Genomic DNA, 19,818 nt, shown 5'->3' on the forward strand with positions numbered 1-19,818 from the left:
TTTATTTTTTTACGACAGGAAAAGTAAGTATAAAAGTACTTCCTTCTCCTTTTTTAGACTCCAGGTCTAATTTTATTTTGTATTGTTTACAAATAGCAAGTACGATATTCAATCCTATCCCAAAACCTCCACGTTCATCATTTTCTCTATAATAACGTTTAAAGATATCCTCCTGTACATTTTTATCTATACCGACCCCCGTATCTTTCACTTTTAAGACATGATCTTTCAACGTAATACCAATGCTATCTCCTACATCAGAATATTTAATAGCATTAGAGAGTAAATTATCTATGAGTCTATATGAAGAGGTTTTAGGCATCAGCACTTCTGTAGGTTCAAGATCCAATGATATATGCAGACGTTTGGAATCAATGAGTTCCTTCACATACTCAACCCTCTCTTTTACCACATCGGAAAAACACAATACTTCTGAGGGCTCTACCTTCCCCTCAAGTCTATAGGTGAGAGAACTGTACATCACAGAAAGCCTTTTGGCACTGGCTTCCAAACGTTGCAATTTTTTAGGCTCGATATCTTTAAGAGACTGTATCGTCATCAATATGGCTGAAATGGGTGTATTGAGTTCATGTGTAGTATCTGAAATAAAATTATCCAAAGACTCTATCTGTTCTCTGACAGGTCTTAGAAACAGGCGGCCTAAAAAATATCCTACGATTCCCATCAGTATGAATGATAATACCAGATAGCCTATGATCTTGATACGTAAACTCTGTACATTTTTTGAAAGCGCATTCTCTTTTAACACGATATAATGCACACCTAAATGGTCGCTCTTATCTTCCATAACTGTGTAAGCACTTCCATCTTCAATAAAGAAGCTTTGATCCGTCACTTTAAACTCATCGACTTCTGAGTATATAGGTTTTTTGTCCTTATCATAGTATCCTACTTGAAAACGGCAATGTTTTAAATGTTTTAAAAAGTCATGTTGACTCGCCAAATCCATCTCGTTTTTTGTGTCATCATCCATAGCCTTCATCACGATGGATGATGACAACATACGCGCCTGGTACATCATTTCAAATTTCATGGCATTTTGCATAGAAACACGGTTATTTTCAAAGAAAAGGTATCCTATGATAGCAAGTAAAATAAAGACTGATATCAAATAAACAGCTAAAAAACTAAAAAGTGATTTACGCTCATACGATGTTAAAACGATAACCTTCTCCTTTTATGTTCTCAAAATATTCTTTATCAAACATCTTTCTCAGATTTTTAATATACGTACGTATGGTCGCATGGGCAGGAATATTTTCATCATCCCAGACATTTTCTATGATCTCATCACAAGAGATGATCTTTCCTATATTGCGGATAAAGTACTCCAGTACCTGTGATTCTTTCTGTCTCATCTCGATCACACCGTCTTTTAGAAAAATTTGATGTGCTTTAGGAATAAACTTCATTCCGTCAAACTCTATCTCTTCTTGTAATCGGTAAAGTCTAACAATATGTTCAATCCGGGCATTTAATTCTTCAAGTTCAAAAGGCTTTTTCAAGTAATCATCTGCACCCAGATCAAAACCTTTTTTGAGATCCTCTATCCCTGAAAGAGAGGTGATATATATCGCTGGTGTTGTATTACCGATCTCACGTAGATAGGAGAGTATTTCAAAACCATCAATATTGGGTACATTCACATCTAAAAGCAGCATATCATAAGAACCGGAACCTATCGCGTCAAGTGCTTTTTCACCATCAAAAAAACTCTCTACTTGATACCCTTTTTCTACAAGAAACTCCTCTATGATCTCCTGTAATATCACATCATCTTCAAGTAGTAAGATATTCATGCTAAACCTTCTTTTAATTCAATGATATATTTTATCATACTCTTTGTGTAGATGAGTACACAAAGAGTCTATGCTATAATCCCGCCCGACAAGGGTTAACAATTCATTACAGGGAGGCACTCTATGCCAAGTTTTAAACAATCAACACTCTATCTATTCATCACTCTTCTTTTCTTATCCGGCTGTACGCAAGTGGTAACTGCACCCATCTCTGTTGCAGGTTCTGTTGTGGGTACCACCTTAGATGTCGCAGGGGGTACAGTTGGTGTCATTACAGGTTCAGACGATGAAGATGATGAAGAAGATTAATATCTCTGTGCATTCTTAAATTCGGAGATCTCACTCTCCACCATCTCATCTATCATTCTTACATAGAGATCATTGATAAGATTAGGAGAGAGGCCAAGAGAAATAGCTTGTTCTCTTACATGGGCGATCACATCTGCGATCCTATCCTCTGCTTTGACCTCATCTACACTGGTTTTAAAATGTGCGATCTGTTTAATATACTCATTGCGTTTAGCAATCAGTTCTACTATCTCTCTATCCACACTATCGATCTCACTTCTCGCTTCTTCAAGTGTGCTACACTTTTTCATTTCCATATTCTATCCTTAAATCGTATCGCTATCATAGATGTATTATAGCCTAAAATATCCAAAGTAATATTTTGGATATAATAGTCGAATGAAGAATAAAAAGTATTTATTATTTATTTTGTTAAGTAGCACACTTTTAAGTGCAGTGGAAAATGACAGTAATACAACAAAATGTAAAACATGGATCTTTTTACCTTATGCATTTTCCAGTGATGCTACAGGATTTGCAGGAGGGATAAGTACAATGAGAAGAAGCTTGTTCCAACCTCAAACTAGATTTACAGCCACACTCTTTACCGGCCTTCCACAAGATGTGACCATCAATGAGCAGCCGGATGAAGCGACCTTTTCCGGAGGATTTATTTCCTTTTCAGACTATAAACTTCCTTACACCGATCGACTCTTTTTTTCTTTTATGGCTTTCAAAAGTTATTTCCCAAAAAACCGCTACTATATAGATGGCTCACATACATCTAATAAAGATGATGTCTACATAAGTTCAGGTGATTCAGATTTCTTTACCACTACCTTCAGATACACACTTCCCATAGGAGAAGGAGTGGACAACCCTGAAGGCCTCTATAGACTGGAAGGAGGTTTTTGTGTAGGTAGAGAGGATTGTGGAGGCGGTGTACCTTTCATAACCGGTAGAACTTCTGTAGGGATACGGACATTTTCCCAAACAGACAATACAGAGAATACAGAGATGTGGGAAGATTCTATTTGGTGGGAAAACGGGACATCTCGCCCCACATGGAATACCAATGGAGTGAGATTTTTTCTTACTCATGATAACACTGATCTTGATATTAACCCCTCTAGAGGATACCAGTTCCAAGTGCAATACTCAAAAGATTTTGGCTGGGGAGACTCTCTTCAGAGTTGGGACTTTTTAGAGTTTAAGTATAATCACTACTTTGAACTTGACACTTTTTCTTTCACAAAACAAAATGTCCTGGCTTTAAGTCTATGGACAGGGTACTCATTCTCCTGGGATAATGATACAGAGATCTCTACCGGGTTTGATGCACATCGTCCCCCTATGTGGGAAGGGGCAAGACTGGGTGGATTTAACAGGATGAGAGGCTATGATCAAGATCGTTTTTCAGACAAGGCAGCCTTGTACGCTGCTGCGGAATACAGAGCTATCATCGACTACAATCCTCTGAAGGACATCTCCTGGATACCAGCAAAAGTAGATTGGTTTCAGGTCGTTCTGTTTGCAGAAGCCGGAAGGGTACATGATCAATACACGATTGATCTTGTCAATGACATGAAATATGATGCAGGGATCAGTCTACGTGCCATGGTATCCGAATTACCGATACGGTTTGATGTAGCAACTAGTGAAGAGGGTACGTACCTATGGTTGATGGCACAGCATCCATTTGACTTTTGATTCATAGAACACTTGATTATAGTCATATTTTATAGAAGAAGTAAAACTCAAAATAAAAAATCTTTATCTCTTATTTTCAATTTTATTCCAATCATAAGAGGCGTATGCCTCTTATGAATAGTATGGCTTATCAAAGCAGAGACTTACTCTACTTCAGCATCGATAACATCGTCATCGTCTGCTTTTTTTGCTTCTGGGTTTGCACCGCCTTGCTCTTTAGCGTACATAGCTTCAGCAAGCTTGTGACTTTTTTCAGTCAATGCTTTTACTTTTTCTTCTATCTGCTCTTTTGTTGCAGAGTCATCTTTAATTACAGCTTCAAGCTCTTCAATAGCCGCTTCAATACTTGCTTTTTCTGTCTCATCAAAGTTTTCGCCTAGATCACTCAATGACTTTTTCGTCTGATGAACCAGTGCATCTGCCTGATTTCTTGCTTCAACTACTGCCTTTCTTTTTTCATCTTCAGCTTTGTGCGCTTCAGCATCTTGAACCATTTTTTCGATCTCTTCATCAGAAAGTCCTGACGAACCAGTGATCTTGATCTCTTGAGATTTACCAGTACCTTTGTCTTGTGCAGATACAGTCAAGATACCATTCGCATCGATATCAAATGTTACTTCGATCTGTGGCACACCTCTTGGTGCTGCCGGGATATCTCTAAGTTCGAACATACCTAGTGATTTGTTGTCTTTAGAGAACTCTCTTTCACCTTGAAGTACATGGATGCTCACTGCTGGCTGGTTATCTTCAGCTGTTGAGAACACTTGTGACTTCTTCGCTGGAATTGTTGTTCCTTTTTCAATCACTTTAGTTGTTACACCACCTAATGTTTCAATACCAAGAGAAAGTGGTGTTACATCAAGCAATAGTACATCTTTTACATCACCTGCAAGTACACCACCTTGGATAGCCGCTCCAAGTGCAACCACTTCATCAGGGTTTACAGATTTGTTAAGTTCTTTACCAAAGAATTTTTTCATCTCTTCTTGAACCAATGGTACTCTTGTAGAACCACCAACCATAACGATTTCGTTAATGTCAGAAGTGTTAAGCCCAGCATCTTTAAGTACACCTTGTACTGTTTTGATCGTACTTGCTACCAAATCACCGATAAGCGATTCAAATTTTGCTCTAGTGATCTTTGTCACTAAGTGTTTTGGTCCCGATGCATCAGCAGTAATGAACGGAAGGTTGATTTCCGTCTCTGTTGAACTTGAAAGCTCTTTTTTTGCTGTTTCTGCTGCATCTTTAACTCTTTGAAGCGCCATCACATCCGCTTTTATATCTATACCAGTATCTGCTTTGAACTCATTGGCTACAAAATCAATGATCTTGTTATCAAAGTCATCACCACCAAGGAATGCATCCCCACCTGTTGCCATAACTTCAACGACACCATCACCCGTCTCAAGTGCAGTAACGTCAAATGTACCACCACCAAGGTCATATACTACTATCTGTTCTGATTCTTTTTTGTCAAGACCATATGCAAGTGCAGCTGATGTTGGTTCGTTGATAATACGAAGTACATTCAATCCTGCGATCGTTCCAGCTTCTTTTGTTGCTTTTCTTTGTGCATCATTGAAATATGCCGGTACTGTAATAACTGCATCTGTTACAGTCTCACCAAGATATGCTTCTGCATCCTCTTTCATTTTCATAAGTACTTTTGCAGAGATCTCTTGTGGTGTATACGTTTTACCTGCCACTTCGATAGCACAAGCACCAGATCTGTCTATGATGTGGTAAGGAAGCTTGCTTTGTGCTTCTTTAGCCTTCTCTTCACTCATCATAAGACCCATAATTCTTTTAATAGAGTAAATTGTCTTCTCAGGGTTTGTGATCGCTTGTCTTTTTGCAGACTCACCTACAAGTACTTCACCCTTATCTGTAAATGCTACGATAGAAGGTGTGGTATTTTTACCCTCTTTGTTTGCAATGATCTTTGCCTCACCATTATCATACACTGCCATCGCAGAGTTTGTTGTTCCTAAATCTATTCCTAATACTTTTGCCATATTAAATCCTTAATTATTCTATATTCATTTCTTATTTACAGGTTGAAACCATCGCTGGTCTCAATACACGATCTTTGATCATATACCCTTTTTGCATCACTTGAACGATGTCACCTGCTTCATGTGCATCACTTTCCACTTGCATGATCGCTTGATGCACTTCCGGATCAAATTCACCTTCACACTCCACTTCTTTGATATGGTTTTTTTCCAATATCTTTTTAAGCTGATCATAGGTTAAGTTGACTCCCTCCTTCATCTTTTCAAGTACTTCCGAACTATTTTCTTCATCTGCACTTTTCATAGATGCAAGTGCGTTCTCAAAAGAGTCCATAACTGCTAAAATGTCTTTTGCAAAGCTTTCATTTGCATAAGATACAGCATTCATTTTATCTTTCTCTAAACGCTTTTTAGTGTTTTCAAAGTCAGCATGGGCTCTGAGGTACTTATCTTTATAGTCAGCAGCTTCTGCACGTGCAGCTTCAAGGGGATCAACTTCCGCAGTCTCCTCTCCTTCTGTCTGCTCTTCGAGTTCTTCTGCCTGAGGTTCCTCAAGATTTTCATTCTCTTGACTCATATACAGACCTCCTTTTGTTTATAAATTTTATAAATAGTGCATCTTCATATCTAATGCTTGCGGCAATTATACAACATTGAGTGTATCTTTGTCAAGTACTAGTTGAGTTGATATGACTAAACTTAGTAAAAAGTGCCTAAATGTCTATTTGTAAGTTAGCAAATTGATGTGTAACTTGTGTGTAAAATAAAGTGTTTTTGGGAATTGGATGGGAAAAGTATTTGTAGTTTAGTGTGTATAGAATTTATCAGCCCAAAGGCTGATAAGAGATGAAGTATTAGTTTCTAATACCAAGATCTGCTTTGATAGTGTTCCATCTAGCAAGATCTGTATTTTTAAGATATCTCATAAGTCTTCTTCTTTGACCTACTAGTTTAAGTAGTCCTAGTCTTGAAGAGTGATCTTTTTTGTTTGTTTTAAGGTGATCAGTTAAGTATTTAATTCTCTCTGTAATAAGAGCTACTTGTACTTCTGTTGAACCTGTATCGCCGTTTCCTCTAGCATATTTAGCAATAATTTCTGCTTTTTTCGCCTGATCTAAAGCCATAATGACCTCCTGATTGGTATTTAATTTCCAAAATTCAATTTGGGAACGCAATCATAGCATAATAAGCTTAGACGAATATTGGCAGATACCATGCCTATATTTTAATAATAATTAGAGTAAAATACTCCTAATTAAGAAAAAGGTTTGATTATGCTATTGACCCGTGCAAGTGAATATGCTCTACTCTCTTTAGATGCTATACGAAAATCTGACAGTCCTATCGGTGCAGAACAGTTGGCTAATGAACTCTGTATCCCTAAAAGTTTTCTTGCAAAGATTTTACAAAGTCTTGCAAAACAAGGTATCCTTGAATCACGCAAAGGTGCGCATGGTGGATTTATCTTAGCCAAAGAAGTAAATGAGATCAGTGTGAAAGATATCATTATTGCTGCTGAAGGTAAAGCACCTGCTGTCTTTGACTGTACCAGCTATACAAGTACCTGTCCAAATGGGACCATAGGAAGTTGTGCTATCTCACCTTTTCTCATCAATTTTCAAACGAAGATAGATGATTTTTTAAATGGTTTAACACTGGGCGACATACTTTAACCCTATCACCATTTACATCTCTTCAGGGGTCGATTCTATCGACCTACAAGTACTTCATTGTATAATACATTTATATTTTACCCTCAAAAGGCATATTTTTATGAAACAACATGTTTACCACCTCTCCCATATCGATCTTGATGGTTACGGATGTCAATATCTCTCAGAACAATGTTTCGACATCATCGACTGCTATAATGCAAACTATGGCCCGGAAGTAACGGCAAGACTGGCTGAGATCGTTAAAAAGATCGAACAGGATAAGTTTTTACATGGAGATGATGTCGAAGCACTCATTCTCATTACAGACCTCAATCTTACTACCAAAGAGGGTACTTGGATAGAGAATGAAGCTGTACGTATCGGTGCGAAGCTTCAACTGCTTGATCATCATGCTACAGGAGCACCTGCTGCAGAACGTTTTGCCTGGTATAAACTTGACACCACACGTTGTGCTACGCTTATTACCTATGACTGGCTGCAGCAACATTATGAATTTGATAAGAGCAGTGATTTCGCTACTATCGTAAACGCGATCAATGCCATCGATATCTGGCTCAGTGATGATACACTGTTCGAATATGGAAAAGTGATGCTTGGTATGATCTCCGGGGCAAGAGAAGTCAACCGTATTTTATTTCCGGCAGAGGACAGAGCCTTTAAACTCTCTCTTATAGAAGCTGCAAAACAAAGAGTAAGCGAAGAAGATGCACCCATACAACTGGATGATGATCTACACCAGATCAAAAAAGCATTTTTTAGGCAAGGTGAAAACAACACCAAAGACAACCTGGTTGCCTTTTATGTCACAGACCTGCTTACCAAGGACAAACAACGACTTACCATCCACTACAAAGGCTATAGGGGTATACTTGGCTACAATGTAGGGAATACTTCCCTCATAGGAAATGCCTGTATGGTAGAAAATGATGACTATGACTTCTATATGGATGTGAACTTCAGAGGACATTTTTCACTGAGAAGTAACAACAAAATGGATGTCTCTGCTATGGCTGCTCACATCGGAAATGGTGGTGGACACCCCAATGCGAGCGGTGGAAAAATAGAGGGGTATAAAGATTCTTTTGTCTATGCAGAGGTACGTCAATTTGTGCAGGAGTATATAGACAAGAAGTGCGAATAGACTCTCTATCCGCTACACTGCTAGATCTTCACTCTCGCTTCTAAAGCACGTGAAAGTGACATCACATCTATGTTCTCCAGGTCTACCCCTGTAGGTACACCCTGGGCGATCTTCGTAAAGTTTATCTCAAGCCCCTTAAGCTTATCTTCTATGTAAAGGATCATTGTATCTGTAGCAATGCTCGGAGGAAATGCAAAGATGATCTCATCCACCCCTCCTACTGCATAAAATAGATGTGCTTCATCCAGATCGCCTACCTCAGTTACCACATAATAGACACCGTCAAACTGTCCACTCTCTTCTATGGTCAAGATATCTTTAGCACTTTGTACAATACACAGTTTTGTATTATCTCTGTAGGGATCGGAACAAATGGCACAAAGCTCATCTTCACTCATATTGTGGCATTTGCTGCATTTTTGTATGGCATTGACACCTGTTTCCAGTGCATGTGCTAGTTTCATAGCCCCAAATCCGTCTTCCATCACTGCATGATAGGCTAAACGAATCGCTGTTTTTTTACCAATGGAAGGTAAAGAACCAAAGGCCTCCACCAGGTTTTCAAAGGCTTCTATCTTGTAGTGTTTCATTAGGACGCCGCCTTCATAGCTATACTACGTTCCGACCACTTCGGTTCCGAAGCTAAAATCATGAAACTATTCATCATTTCTTAACGCTTCTCATAATCTACAACTTTAGAGTATTCAACCACTGTTTTGATAAAGTCTACCACTTTAAGATGTTCTGGATGTATCGCATAAGCATCCAATCCTTCTTTGCTTTCAAATACCGTAATGATACTGAGATCCATCGCGCGTTCTTCCGTAGAGAAATTCAAACCTACATCTATACTTCTTAGTGTCGGTACCGCCCCCATAAGATTTTCCAACATCTGTTTTGCCTGTATGATATTGGCTTTTTTATTTTCTTCTTTAAATTTAAATGTGACGATATGTACAACCATAATAAACTACCTATTATTTATATTTTTGTGATTATAACCAAATTATGGTAGAATTCGCCCCAAAACATTCCCTAGCTATGGAGATATATCAATGACAGATTTAGATTATTATGAAGTACTTGAAGTCAGCAAAGACTGTTCAGGTGCTGAGCTTAAGAAATCATACAGAAAACTTGCGATGAAATATCATCCAGACAGAAATCCTGATGATAAAGAAGCGGAAGATAAGTTCAAAATAGTCAACGAAGCCTACCAGGTACTCAGCGATGAAGAAAAAAGAGCGATCTATGACCGTTACGGTAAAGCAGGTCTCGAAGGCCAAGGCGGCATGGGCGGTGGATTTGGCGGTGCGAACATGGATGATATCATGGATATCTTTAACTCTATGTTCGGAGGCTCTGGCGGTGGATTCGGCGGTTTTGGCCAAGCGCGCAGAGACCCGGGCCAAAAATATGCACTGGACTTTGAGATAGAAGTGCCTTTAAAATTTCATGAAGCGGTCTTTGGCTGTGAAAAGAAAATAGAGATCCGTTACAAAACACCTTGTGATGACTGTCAAGGTACGGGTGCAAAAGATGCAAAACTGGAAACATGTGACTATTGTCAAGGACAGGGACAGGTGCTAATGAGACAAGGGCCTATGCAGTTTGCCCAAACATGTCCAAAATGCCATGGTCAAGGACAAAGTATTAAAGAGGAGTGTGGGAGCTGTCATGGTAAAGGGTATCATGAAAAAGAAGATACCGTTACTGTGAACATTCCTGCTGGAGTAGATTCTGGTAACCGCCTAAGAGCACAAGGCTACGGAAACGAAGCCAAAAACGGACAACGTGGTGACCTCTACCTTACCTTCCATGTAGAAGAAGACGAAAACTTCATACGTAATGGAAACGATATCTATATAGAAGTACCTGTCTTCTTCACACAAGCGATCCTAGGAGAAACTATCTCCATCCCTGCGCTTGACGGTGAATTGGAACTGGAGCTTAAACAAAGCACCAAAGATAAAGAACAGTTCGTCTTCAATGGTGAAGGTGTGGCTGATGTACATAGCGGAAGAAGAGGACGTCTTATCGCACAAGTACGTATGGTACTTCCTAAGAAGATCAGTGATGAACAAAAAGAGCTTCTCGAAAAACTCCAAGAGAGTTATGGTGTGGAGAGTAGACCACACAAAAGCACTTTCGAATCAGCATTTGACAGAGTTAAAAGCTGGTTTGGCAACTAGCCTTTAGCTTTTTTTATCTTCTAATAAAAGAACTGGGTCTTCTCCCTGTTCTTTGAGCATTTTCACTAACTCTTTTTTGATATTTTTATCTGTTTTTTCATCCACTACGATCTCTAACATTTTTGTGACCTTTTCATGATGCTGCTGACTTGCTTGCATAAACTCCTCGTGTCTTAAAGAGGCTTCATGCATCTTTGCTTCATGGGCTTTGTTCTTTTTATGGATCCATAGCAGAAGTAGTAAAATAAGCAATACAAGCAACGTACTTACGATGAGTATGATCTGGGACAGTCTGTTTTGATTCCCCTGGTTAGATAGAAGCCGTTCTTCCTGAAGCATAGTAAGTTCTTTCTCCTGAGCAAGTTTCATGCCCTGCAGCTCTTTTTCATACGCTAATTTACTCTCCTGTAATTTAGCTGCCTCTTGCGCTTGCAGTTTTGTCTGCTCCAGTTCCAGTGTTTTAAGTTGCTGAAGTTTCTCTGATTCGATTTTTGCTAAAGCGATCTGGTTAGCCCCGACCAGTTTTTGAAGTTCCAAGGTTTCATTCGCTTCTTTATATGCCTGCTTATCAGATGCTCCAGCCTCCTGTTTTTTCGTCGTATCTTCCATCAGACGGGCTTTAGAAACATTACCCTGTTCACATCCATAAAATATTACCAATACCACTGCCAGAAAAAAATATCTTATTTTCAAATTCTACCCTCTCTATCTCTTTTCAGTATTTTAGCCAATTTTTCGTTAGTACATAAAAAAAGAACTATTTCCCTTTAAGTTTAATAGCGTTACAATGAACAAAGGATAATTTTTTTCCTTAATAACTTTGAAAGGATCTAGTATGGCAAAAAGAGGTAATTCGATTATCAAAGGTTTAGATATCAATGAGATTATTTCAATGCTCAATAAAGCGTATGCGGATGAATGGTTGGCTTATTATCAATATTTCATTGAAGCCAAAGTCATCAAGGGTATTATGAAGGATGCAGCTATAGCAGAACTGACACAGCATGCGACAGATGAACTCAGACATGCAAATATGGTAGCAGACAGAATTCTTCAGCTTGGTGGGACTCCTCTCCTCAATCCACAAGAGTGGTTTACGCATACGAACTGTGGATATGAAGAACCAAAAGATTTTGATGTAGTAAGTATACTTGAAGATTCAATTAAAGGAGAACAGTGTGCTATCTCAGTCTATTCAAAACTCGCAGATATGACACGAGATAAAGATATCGTAACGTATGACATCGTCTCAGAAATACTTGCAGATGAGGTAGAACATGAAGAGGATCTTCAGGCACTACATGATGATATCACTGAGTTTATAACAGACCTCAAAAAAAATATGCACTAAAAAGTGATGATTGAAACTTAGGCTGACAGATAGTGAGTATCTCATAATGTAATAAAATATGATGGAGTAGAAAGATGCAAGCATTGACCATCGCAGAGATGTTACCTGCATTTTTGTTAACCTTGTTTGCAGGTCTTTCTACTGCCCTTGGTGCTCTCTTTACTTTTTGGGGCGGTGCGAAAAATACAAAATTTTTATCCGTAGGTCTAGGCTTCTCTGCAGGCGTTATGATCTATGTCTCATTTGTAGAGATCCTTGTCAAATCCCAAGATGCTTTTACGTTAAAATATGGAGAGATTTTAGGTGAAAGCTTAGGCCTTGTTGCTTTTTTTGTAGGTATTGCACTCTCATTTGTCATTGATCAATTAATTCCTGACAATATCAATCCCCACCATACCCTTGATATTGAAAACAGTATAGATAACAAGGATACACAAACTATCCAAAACTATAGAGCACCACTGGCACGTATGGGGTTCTTTACGGCTATTGCCATTGCCTTACATAACTTTCCAGAGGGATTTGCTACTTTTGTATCAGCCCTAAATAATATGACTACCGGGATATCTATTGCACTAGCCATAGCACTTCACAACATTCCAGAAGGATTGGCCATCGCTCTTCCAGTCTATCATGCAACAGGAGATCGTAAAAAAGCCTTTCTTTATGCCTTGGGCTCTGGATTAGCAGAGCCTGTAGGTGCGATCATTGGATTCCTCATTTTGGTACCTATCATGGGAGATCTGGCATTAGGGATCACATTTGGTGTGGTTGCAGGTATTATGGTCTATATCTCATTTGATGAACTCTTACCTGCTGCTAGAGTCTATGGTAATGACCATACCACCATCTTTGGCCTTGTGATCGGTATGCTTGTGATGTCTGCAAGCCTCATTCTTTTTAAACTATGAGCTTACTTTTTGGTGTAATATAACCTTGTGAGCCGATGGTTCTATACTTGAGTCCTCTGTACGATGGTCATAAGCAATGACATAGACTTCATCTCCACTTTTTAAATAATTCTTTTTACCAAACTCTGCGTAGGCTGTCGCACCTATAGAGATGAGGGCTTGTTTAGGATAATGTGTTGCTTGAAGATGTGCAGCGATGTTTTCCAGAGGTCCGAAATCTTCTTGGGTGTTCATTTTGTCGATCAACCATGTTTTCAGCTTCGTATAGAAGTAAGAGTATCCTAACAGTGGGGCATCCACACCGTAGGGATGTAAGATACCTTCACGTTTTACAAAAGAACATAAATGATAATGATCCATCACACCACCCTCTTCAAATCTGTCAATAGGTATCCATGTATCACCAATACCCTTAGAATTGCGCCCCCATGACTTTTTCTCTGAAATCTTTTTTGCCCCTTCTTTACGGATAGTACAGTCATTGAACGTAGTAAATTTTTGAGCGATGAGATCAATGACCTTTTTCCCCTCATCATAGACTATATCAAAGAGTACAGCGATCTCCGGTTCAACTTGTGCATTGGCTTCATACTCTGGAAGGGTAAGTCTGTCTGTACCTATAGAGTACACGCCTAAAAAAGAATCTGATCCAGGGAGATAAAAAGGAAATATACCTTTGGGTGCATCAGGTTCAGCAGTCATGACATTTTCGAAATCTTTGAGTTCACCTGCTTGTTCTAAATGGTGTGCAAAGTTCCCTGCCACACCTAAACATATTGTATGTTGTAATTGCATAAATATCCTTAGAAAAAATAATAATGTAGTATATCTTAGGGATGGTTATAGGGTGTTTTAAAAATGTAAGGGGAAATAACGTGAAGAGTATCTACTACCATTAGGTAGTAGATATGGTAATGAACTTAGTTACCTGCTACAGCGTCTTTAAGTGTTTTACCCATTTTGAACTTAGGTGCTGTGTGTGCTGGTTTTGTATAAGTTTTATCAGTTCCTGGAACTTTACCACTTTTTTCTGCTACGTCTACTGTAGAGAATGTTCCGAAACCTACCAATGATACAGTTTCTTTTTTTACTAATGCTTCAGTTACTGAAGTGATAAATGCTTTTACCGCTCTCTCTGCTGCTGCTTTACTTTCAAACTCACCGTTTTTCTGTACCAATTCTACGAAATCTGCTTTTGTCATTCTACTTCCTTGTTTTTAAGATGGAATCATTATATCACAACTAATTCTTAAAAAAAGATAAAAATATAATAAAAAGCCCTATTTTACGGCATTTCATACACTTTTGTTAAAAAAAAGACTAAATATAATATTATATTATTTAAATAGATAATAGTTAATATACGTATAGATTATATTCTATAGCCTATATCATGACAATATGGCCTATAAAAGACGGTGTAAGCATCATTCCATTCATCTGACATAGATCCTTAAAAATAAAATTATGTACCTTTTGATAATCAAATTAGTTCTCTATATAAACACGAAACACTTCAAAACCTGAACCAATATGTACAATAGCATTTGAATGTCAGAAAATAAAAAAGTGCAGTAATCGAATTTTGTATGGATATCAATACAGTAAAGATACAGGATGAAATATAACTATTTAAAAGGTTTGAGAAAGATGGTGCGTCAGAGAGGATTTGAACCTCCACACCCGTAGGGCACTACCCCCTCAAGGTAGCGTGTCTACCGTTCCACCACTGACGCACATAGACTTGTAGTTTAAAAGTACTACTGGACTTTACAAAATGAGGGTTTGAAAAGTTGTGACGGATTATATCCATCACAACCTTTCAGTGTCTTTAAGATTAACCGATAAATGGGTTAGCGTAAAGAGCGATAAGCGCAATTACCAATGTATAGATAACTTGTGCTTCGATCATTGCAAGAGCGATGAACATTGTAGTCATTAGTTTACCACCAAGACCTGGGTTTCTAGCAGTACCAGCGATAGTCGCAGCAGCAGTGTTACCCATACCAACAGCACCACCAAGTGCAGCAAGACCAAGACCGATACCAGCAGCAACTACTGAATATGCTTTGATCATAGATTCACCATCTGCTTCACCAGCAAATGCAACAGCACCAAGTGCTAAGAAAAGTAAGAAAAACTTTTTCATTTTATATCCTTTAAATTAATGGGTTTTAAGTCTCTTCGACTGTTCTAGAAGTCTGTTCGGATAGCGTAAACGATACTAAATGATCGCCAACATAGACATAAATGCCTACATTTCCCTACTGATCACTTCAAATAACGTCGAATTATATCTTTATCATGATTAAATTTTGTTAAATGCAAATCTATTTAGAATCACTTTTGTACTACCCTACCCGTATAGGGATTGATACATTCATTATCCCCCCTCATAATATGTACTATTTGACTGAAAACTACATATGGTGTGCAATAAGCACTATGGTGCTATAGTATTATTATGAAACGATTTGTATCTTTATACTTTTTATATTTGATAGTACTCTTTATCTTGTTTTACAATGAAACTTCAATATTGAGTACTTTTATCAATGAAGTACAAACAAAACTCACACTTTTTTTTCTGGAAATATTTTTACAGCCAGGACAACTTCAAGGTATTGATATTTGGATAAACCCCCAGTATAAAATTATTATTAACCATACATGTAATGGCATCATACCTATACTCTTTTTGTTTGCATCCATACTTGCATACCCTTCTGGGCTATGGTATAAAATAGTGTGGATGAGTCTTGGATATACAATATTTTCATTTATAAATGTTTTTCGTATATTGTTAGTAGTCTATTTTGTAGAACAAGAAGGAGAACAAGAAAATTTTTATTGGTCGCATGACCTTATTGGCAATGCGCTATTGATAAGTGTTGGATTGGGACTTTTTATAGCATTTATCAAACTATCAAGAAAACGGAGTTAGATCATTCTCTAACTCTGTAGTTTCTTATTAAAAGTCGTAAGTGATACCGAAACTAACTATATTTGTTTTATAGTTATCTGGTCCCTTATTATGCATAAGATTTTGATAATCTATCCAAAGGCCCCAGCCTTTTTCTTGATCGCCATGTCCATCAAATTCTCTATCAAAAGTCAGAACATCCGATTCATTCTCTTTGTGGGCCTCATAGTCATCCTCTTTATCAGAAAGGTCATATTCAAGTCCTATACCATAACTGAAACCATTATAGGTATATTCATCCTTTAGAAAAGGACAGTCAGTTTCGACTTTTGTATGACCATATCCAAGAAGACCATAGATATTCATCTGTTCACCTACTGGCATCATTGGTTTAAGAAAAATGCCGTAATGTGTTGTTTTATCTGCCCAGTCACTCTCTATACTTGATTGAAGTGCACGAGCTTCTATCCCGATATATTGATTATAATCATACCCTGCTCTTACTATTCCTCCCCATGTGGAATCTTTCAATCTGACATTTCTATCAGGAGGACAAAAACAATCTCTGCTTATTCCTGCCCAAAGAAGACCTACACCGACATAAAAAGGATTTGGATCAACCTCTTCTATCGGTACCACTGGAGCGATATTACCCCCTCCAAATAGACTGCTTGTTGCCATAAGTGAACTAAGCGTCATTATTTGTATTGTTTTTTTCATCTTTACCCCTCCCTTATCTTTCATTTCTGTTATATTTTTCTTCTCTTCTGACAAAAATAAGTCCGATCAGCAGAGTCATACATATCATCAATAGACCGACTGTTTTATTCATAGCTGAAGCACTATCACTTGAAATGTTGTCACATGGACAGCCAACTATCACAATTGCAGTAGCTTTATCATTTTCACCATTTGTATCATTCTGGTCAAGTCTCTCGGTATCGATTATAACATTGTTGATCAGTATATCACCCGTACTATTGAGATCTACCATTGCTGTAACCGTTAGAACAGCTGTTTGACTAACATTAAGCTCAGGTATATGCCACCATGGTGCATTGAAGGTTCCAAGTGTAGTATCTGTCCCTGTGATTGAAAGATTACCATCAAATGGCTCTTCTTGGACATAAATATTAGTTGCATCAAGTGGGCCATAATTTGTCACACTGATCGTATATACAATAGTATCACCTTCTTGAGGGTTTGGATTATCTACTGTTTTCGTTATACCCAAGTCTGCAGGGTTACTAGCATTAAATGTAGCAGATGCAATATCATCATCAGGATTGGTGTCAGTGGTGTCAGTACTCACAGATGCTGTATTTACAATAGGATTATGTAATGTTGCATTGGTATCAACAGTAGCTTGAATTATGAGAGTCTCAACAGAATTACTCATTGTACCAATATCCCATATTCCAGTTGTCTCATCATAACTTCCTACGGATGCAGTAGAATCAACATAGCTGACCCATGGAGGCAAGATATCGTTCACTACAACATTTTCCGCATCATCAATACCAAATTTTGTCACTGTGATAGTATAGTTGATATCTTCTCCCTCATAAGGAGTTGGATTACTGACAGTTTTGACTATTTGGAGATTAACCACAGGGATATGAATGGCAGTAATGTTTGCATCATCCTGATCATTGGTATCGGTATCATTTGTATCAGTAGTAGATGCGATATTTTGAATCACTGTCAAATCTCCTGCTGTCTGACTTACATTGACATCGATAAATAGCTCTGCACTACCATCAAGAGCCAAATTACCAACCATCCACTGTCCAGCTCCATATGTTCCCTGGGTGGCATAATAGCCGATATAGTTCACGTTAGCAGGGAGCACATCATTTACCGTAACATCCGTTGCACCATCTGGTCCGTTATTGGTAACGGTTATCCTGTAATAAGCTGGACTTCCTTCACTGAGCTCGATTGTGTCCACCCAACTTGCATTATCATCACTGACTTCTTTTGTGATGTCAAGGTCAAAATTAAGAGGAAGCACACGGATCTGATCATATACAACGGCACTCTTGTTAACTGCACAGCTCGTAGTTGTAGCATTGATCTCACCCGTAGCAATATTATCATCCAAACCGGTTGGAAGTCCTATTTTGACAAGGAGATTGATCGATTCACCTGCACCAAGGGCTAGAGGTCCTCCGGTTAAGTTTTCCTCACCTAGATCTTCTACACCATTACCATTAGCATCATTATAATACTCTATATAGGTGACAGTAAAATCACTCTCTGTTTGGGTTAAACTTAAAGTTAAATTCTCATCCCCATTTCCAGTATTGGTAAGATTATGTTCAAAGTAAACTGGTCCAACAGAACCACTAGGAAGTATGATAGAACGATCCGGCACCAACGTAACACCACAATACCTAAGTGTCGCTTCACCATAACATCCTGCCATATTATCATCAACCTGACCTGGAGGATTGTTATCATTGACTGAAGAATTCATAGTACTGATATGGTAAGTAATTCCCTGGAATGGCGTTAATCCGATGGCATCCCAGCGAACACGCCACTCCATTGTAACACCTGCATCATCAAGTCCTCCACTAGCTTCAGTCACTCCCTGTGCAAGACCATTACCTGCAGCGATTAAATCTACACCACTGCCTGTATCAAGATTTCCTGCCAGCGTATAGCCATCTCCAGATCCTATCCAAGAAGTGTCTGGTGTCTGTCCACCAGGAGGCAATTTACCTGCATCTATATCTGCCTGTGTCCATACCATAGAATCACCATTCACAAGATCAGCAGGTAAATAAGGATAATAATACAGTGATGTTGCTCCCGTATTACCCTGCCAACCAGCTACAAGTGCGAAATCCTCTGCTTCCATTCTACCATCACCATCTCTATCTGCATAATAGATAAATGTCTGAGTATTGGTACTTGAACCTACTCTTCGCGTAAATCCATAGGCAAAGTCATTATCTCCCGTCCATGTAAACTGAACCAGGTTTCTACCTGTAGATTGAACAATCGCATCTTTGTCTTCTGAATCTCCATGGTCACATACATTATTGTCGGCATCCGTATGAACACTTTCCCAATCACTAACATCACCGTTAATATTTATCGTTTTTTTAATAATAATGCCATCTGCACCCTCACAGACACAATCCCCACCAAATTGAAATCCAAAGTCCTGATTTTCATAAATTGTATCCTCTTCTCCAGGATCAATAGTATAGTATGTCTCACCGTTTGTTCGGTTTGTATCAGTCCCATCACCCAATGGATCCACTGTGAAGTGAGTATTTACCGGAGGGGTAGCTACTGTATCTTTTCCATCAGCATTATTGTCAAGAAAAACTTTAAATTGTCCTGTTTTACTATGTGTATTGAACTCAAAATAACCTGATGTTTCAGGATCTATACTGTAAAGATTTTTAGATACCTCTACATGCCCAGTAGAAAGATTTACAATCTTTGCCCAAACAGCCTCCTCTGCACAAATTTCCCCGGGATCTTTAATACCATCCCCATTCACATCCTCAAAACAATAGCCTGAAATCACTGCAGCCGAAAGATTTGTCAACAACAGTGCACCTAAGATCATTATTAATTTGATTAATTTCATTTTCTTTCCCTTCCTCGTATATTATTTTATTGTACATCAATAATATAAAAATATCAATATTAATCATAATTATATTTATTGAAATTACTTAGGGAGAAAAGGGATTTTTAAAATACGAATTTTATAGAATATGTAGAAAAGTATATAACATATACTGAGAATAAACCTTCTGTACTTT

At 38.2% G+C, this 19,818-nt stretch carries 22 protein-coding genes and 1 tRNA gene; 8 read left to right on the top strand and 15 right to left on the bottom strand.

The window, feature by feature from the left end:
• Nucleotide 1: 1 nt before the first annotated feature.
• Entirely contained in the window at nt 2-1,132 is a 1,131-nt protein-coding gene (locus SULAR_RS06115; protein ID WP_008244074.1) for a HAMP domain-containing sensor histidine kinase, read from the bottom strand.
• A 34-nt stretch (nt 1,133-1,166) separates the two neighbouring features.
• The gene (locus SULAR_RS06120) at nt 1,167-1,820 is read right to left on the bottom strand and encodes a response regulator transcription factor (RefSeq protein ID WP_008244076.1); all 654 of its coding nucleotides are present in this window, start codon (nt 1,818-1,820) and stop codon (nt 1,167-1,169) included.
• Nucleotides 1,821-1,943: 123 nt separating this feature from the next.
• Between SULAR_RS06120 and SULAR_RS06125 the strand changes: the two genes are divergently transcribed.
• On the top strand, nt 1,944-2,129 hold the full coding sequence (locus SULAR_RS06125) for a DUF6726 family protein (protein WP_008244077.1): 186 nt from the start codon (nt 1,944-1,946) through the stop codon (nt 2,127-2,129).
• Here the strand turns inward: SULAR_RS06125 and SULAR_RS06130 are convergent.
• Nucleotides 2,126-2,425: a chorismate mutase gene (locus SULAR_RS06130; RefSeq protein WP_008244078.1), complete on the bottom strand. Its 300-nt coding sequence runs from the start codon at nt 2,423-2,425 to the stop codon at nt 2,126-2,128. The two genes, SULAR_RS06125 and SULAR_RS06130, sit on opposite strands and share 4 nt — an antisense overlap.
• A gap of 112 nt (nt 2,426-2,537) precedes the next feature.
• Here SULAR_RS06130 and SULAR_RS06135 point away from each other — a divergent pair, with 112 nt between their 5' ends.
• Nucleotides 2,538-3,818, top strand: coding sequence for a BamA/TamA family outer membrane protein (locus SULAR_RS06135; RefSeq protein WP_188084886.1), 1,281 nt, complete (start codon nt 2,538-2,540; stop codon nt 3,816-3,818).
• Between the two features lie 143 nt (nt 3,819-3,961).
• On the opposite strand, the gene dnaK is transcribed toward SULAR_RS06135, so the two are convergent.
• From dnaK to rpsO, 3 genes are all read right to left on the bottom strand, one after another.
• A complete protein-coding gene (dnaK, locus tag SULAR_RS06140) occupies nt 3,962-5,836 on the bottom strand; it encodes a molecular chaperone DnaK (RefSeq protein ID WP_008244080.1) in 1,875 nt (624 codons plus the stop codon).
• Nucleotides 5,837-5,867: 31 nt separating this feature from the next.
• Nucleotides 5,868-6,413, bottom strand: a complete 546-nt coding sequence (gene grpE, locus SULAR_RS06145; RefSeq protein WP_008244081.1) for a nucleotide exchange factor GrpE — start codon at nt 6,411-6,413, stop codon at nt 5,868-5,870.
• Nucleotides 6,414-6,690: 277 nt separating this feature from the next.
• A complete protein-coding gene (rpsO, locus tag SULAR_RS06150; protein WP_008244083.1) occupies nt 6,691-6,960 on the bottom strand; it encodes a 30S ribosomal protein S15 in 270 nt (89 codons plus the stop codon).
• 150 nt (nt 6,961-7,110) lie between these two features.
• Here rpsO and SULAR_RS06155 point away from each other — a divergent pair, with 150 nt between their 5' ends.
• Complete coding sequence (locus tag SULAR_RS06155; protein WP_008244085.1) at nt 7,111-7,509, top strand: Rrf2 family transcriptional regulator; 399 nt, start codon at nt 7,111-7,113, stop codon at nt 7,507-7,509.
• Between the two features lie 100 nt (nt 7,510-7,609).
• Entirely contained in the window at nt 7,610-8,653 is a 1,044-nt protein-coding gene (locus tag SULAR_RS06160) for a DHH family phosphoesterase (RefSeq protein ID WP_008244087.1), read from the top strand.
• A gap of 20 nt (nt 8,654-8,673) precedes the next feature.
• Here SULAR_RS06160 and recR read toward each other — a convergent pair whose 3' ends face one another.
• Entirely contained in the window at nt 8,674-9,243 is a 570-nt protein-coding gene (gene recR / locus SULAR_RS06165; RefSeq protein ID WP_008244089.1) for a recombination mediator RecR, read from the bottom strand.
• A gap of 80 nt (nt 9,244-9,323) precedes the next feature.
• The gene (locus SULAR_RS06170; protein WP_008244094.1) at nt 9,324-9,617 is read right to left on the bottom strand and encodes a Dabb family protein; all 294 of its coding nucleotides are present in this window, start codon (nt 9,615-9,617) and stop codon (nt 9,324-9,326) included.
• A gap of 91 nt (nt 9,618-9,708) precedes the next feature.
• On the opposite strand from SULAR_RS06170, the gene dnaJ reads away from it, so the two are divergent.
• A complete protein-coding gene (dnaJ, locus tag SULAR_RS06175; protein ID WP_008244097.1) occupies nt 9,709-10,845 on the top strand; it encodes a molecular chaperone DnaJ in 1,137 nt (378 codons plus the stop codon).
• Between the two features lie 3 nt (nt 10,846-10,848).
• Here dnaJ and SULAR_RS06180 read toward each other — a convergent pair whose 3' ends face one another.
• Nucleotides 10,849-11,538 (bottom strand): hypothetical protein, encoded by a 690-nt coding sequence (locus SULAR_RS06180; RefSeq protein WP_008244100.1) that lies wholly within the window; start codon nt 11,536-11,538, stop codon nt 10,849-10,851.
• Nucleotides 11,539-11,680: 142 nt separating this feature from the next.
• On the opposite strand from SULAR_RS06180, the gene SULAR_RS06185 reads away from it, so the two are divergent.
• Nucleotides 11,681-12,196, top strand: a complete 516-nt coding sequence (locus SULAR_RS06185; protein WP_008244102.1) for a ferritin-like domain-containing protein — start codon at nt 11,681-11,683, stop codon at nt 12,194-12,196.
• A gap of 74 nt (nt 12,197-12,270) precedes the next feature.
• The gene (gene zupT / locus SULAR_RS06190) at nt 12,271-13,107 is read left to right on the top strand and encodes a zinc transporter ZupT (RefSeq protein ID WP_008244104.1); all 837 of its coding nucleotides are present in this window, start codon (nt 12,271-12,273) and stop codon (nt 13,105-13,107) included.
• Here the strand turns inward: zupT and SULAR_RS06195 are convergent.
• From SULAR_RS06195 to SULAR_RS06210, 4 genes are all read right to left on the bottom strand, one after another.
• Nucleotides 13,102-13,902 (bottom strand): DUF5718 family protein, encoded by an 801-nt coding sequence (locus SULAR_RS06195; RefSeq protein ID WP_008244106.1) that lies wholly within the window; start codon nt 13,900-13,902, stop codon nt 13,102-13,104. The two genes, zupT and SULAR_RS06195, sit on opposite strands and share 6 nt — an antisense overlap.
• A 125-nt stretch (nt 13,903-14,027) precedes the next feature.
• Nucleotides 14,028-14,309 (bottom strand): HU family DNA-binding protein, encoded by a 282-nt coding sequence (locus SULAR_RS06200; RefSeq protein WP_008244108.1) that lies wholly within the window; start codon nt 14,307-14,309, stop codon nt 14,028-14,030.
• Nucleotides 14,310-14,758: 449 nt separating this feature from the next.
• Nucleotides 14,759-14,843, bottom strand: a tRNA-Leu gene (locus SULAR_RS06205).
• Between the two features lie 101 nt (nt 14,844-14,944).
• Complete coding sequence (locus tag SULAR_RS06210; protein ID WP_008244110.1) at nt 14,945-15,256, bottom strand: F0F1 ATP synthase subunit C; 312 nt, start codon at nt 15,254-15,256, stop codon at nt 14,945-14,947.
• A 315-nt stretch (nt 15,257-15,571) separates the two neighbouring features.
• Here SULAR_RS06210 and SULAR_RS11470 point away from each other — a divergent pair, with 315 nt between their 5' ends.
• Nucleotides 15,572-16,051, top strand: coding sequence for an exosortase/archaeosortase family protein (locus SULAR_RS11470; RefSeq protein WP_008244112.1), 480 nt, complete (start codon nt 15,572-15,574; stop codon nt 16,049-16,051).
• A gap of 27 nt (nt 16,052-16,078) precedes the next feature.
• On the opposite strand, the gene SULAR_RS06220 is transcribed toward SULAR_RS11470, so the two are convergent.
• Together SULAR_RS06220 and SULAR_RS06225 are read right to left on the bottom strand one after the other, a co-directional pair.
• Complete coding sequence (locus SULAR_RS06220) at nt 16,079-16,750, bottom strand: porin family protein (RefSeq protein WP_188084888.1); 672 nt, start codon at nt 16,748-16,750, stop codon at nt 16,079-16,081.
• Nucleotides 16,751-16,763: 13 nt separating this feature from the next.
• Complete coding sequence (locus SULAR_RS06225) at nt 16,764-19,640, bottom strand: DUF11 domain-containing protein (protein WP_008244116.1); 2,877 nt, start codon at nt 19,638-19,640, stop codon at nt 16,764-16,766.
• Nucleotides 19,641-19,818 lie beyond the last annotated feature (178 nt).

Origin of the sequence: Sulfurovum sp. AR, from assembly GCF_000296775.1 — a bacterium.
Classification (GTDB): domain Bacteria; phylum Campylobacterota; class Campylobacteria; order Campylobacterales; family Sulfurovaceae; genus Sulfurovum; species Sulfurovum xiamenensis.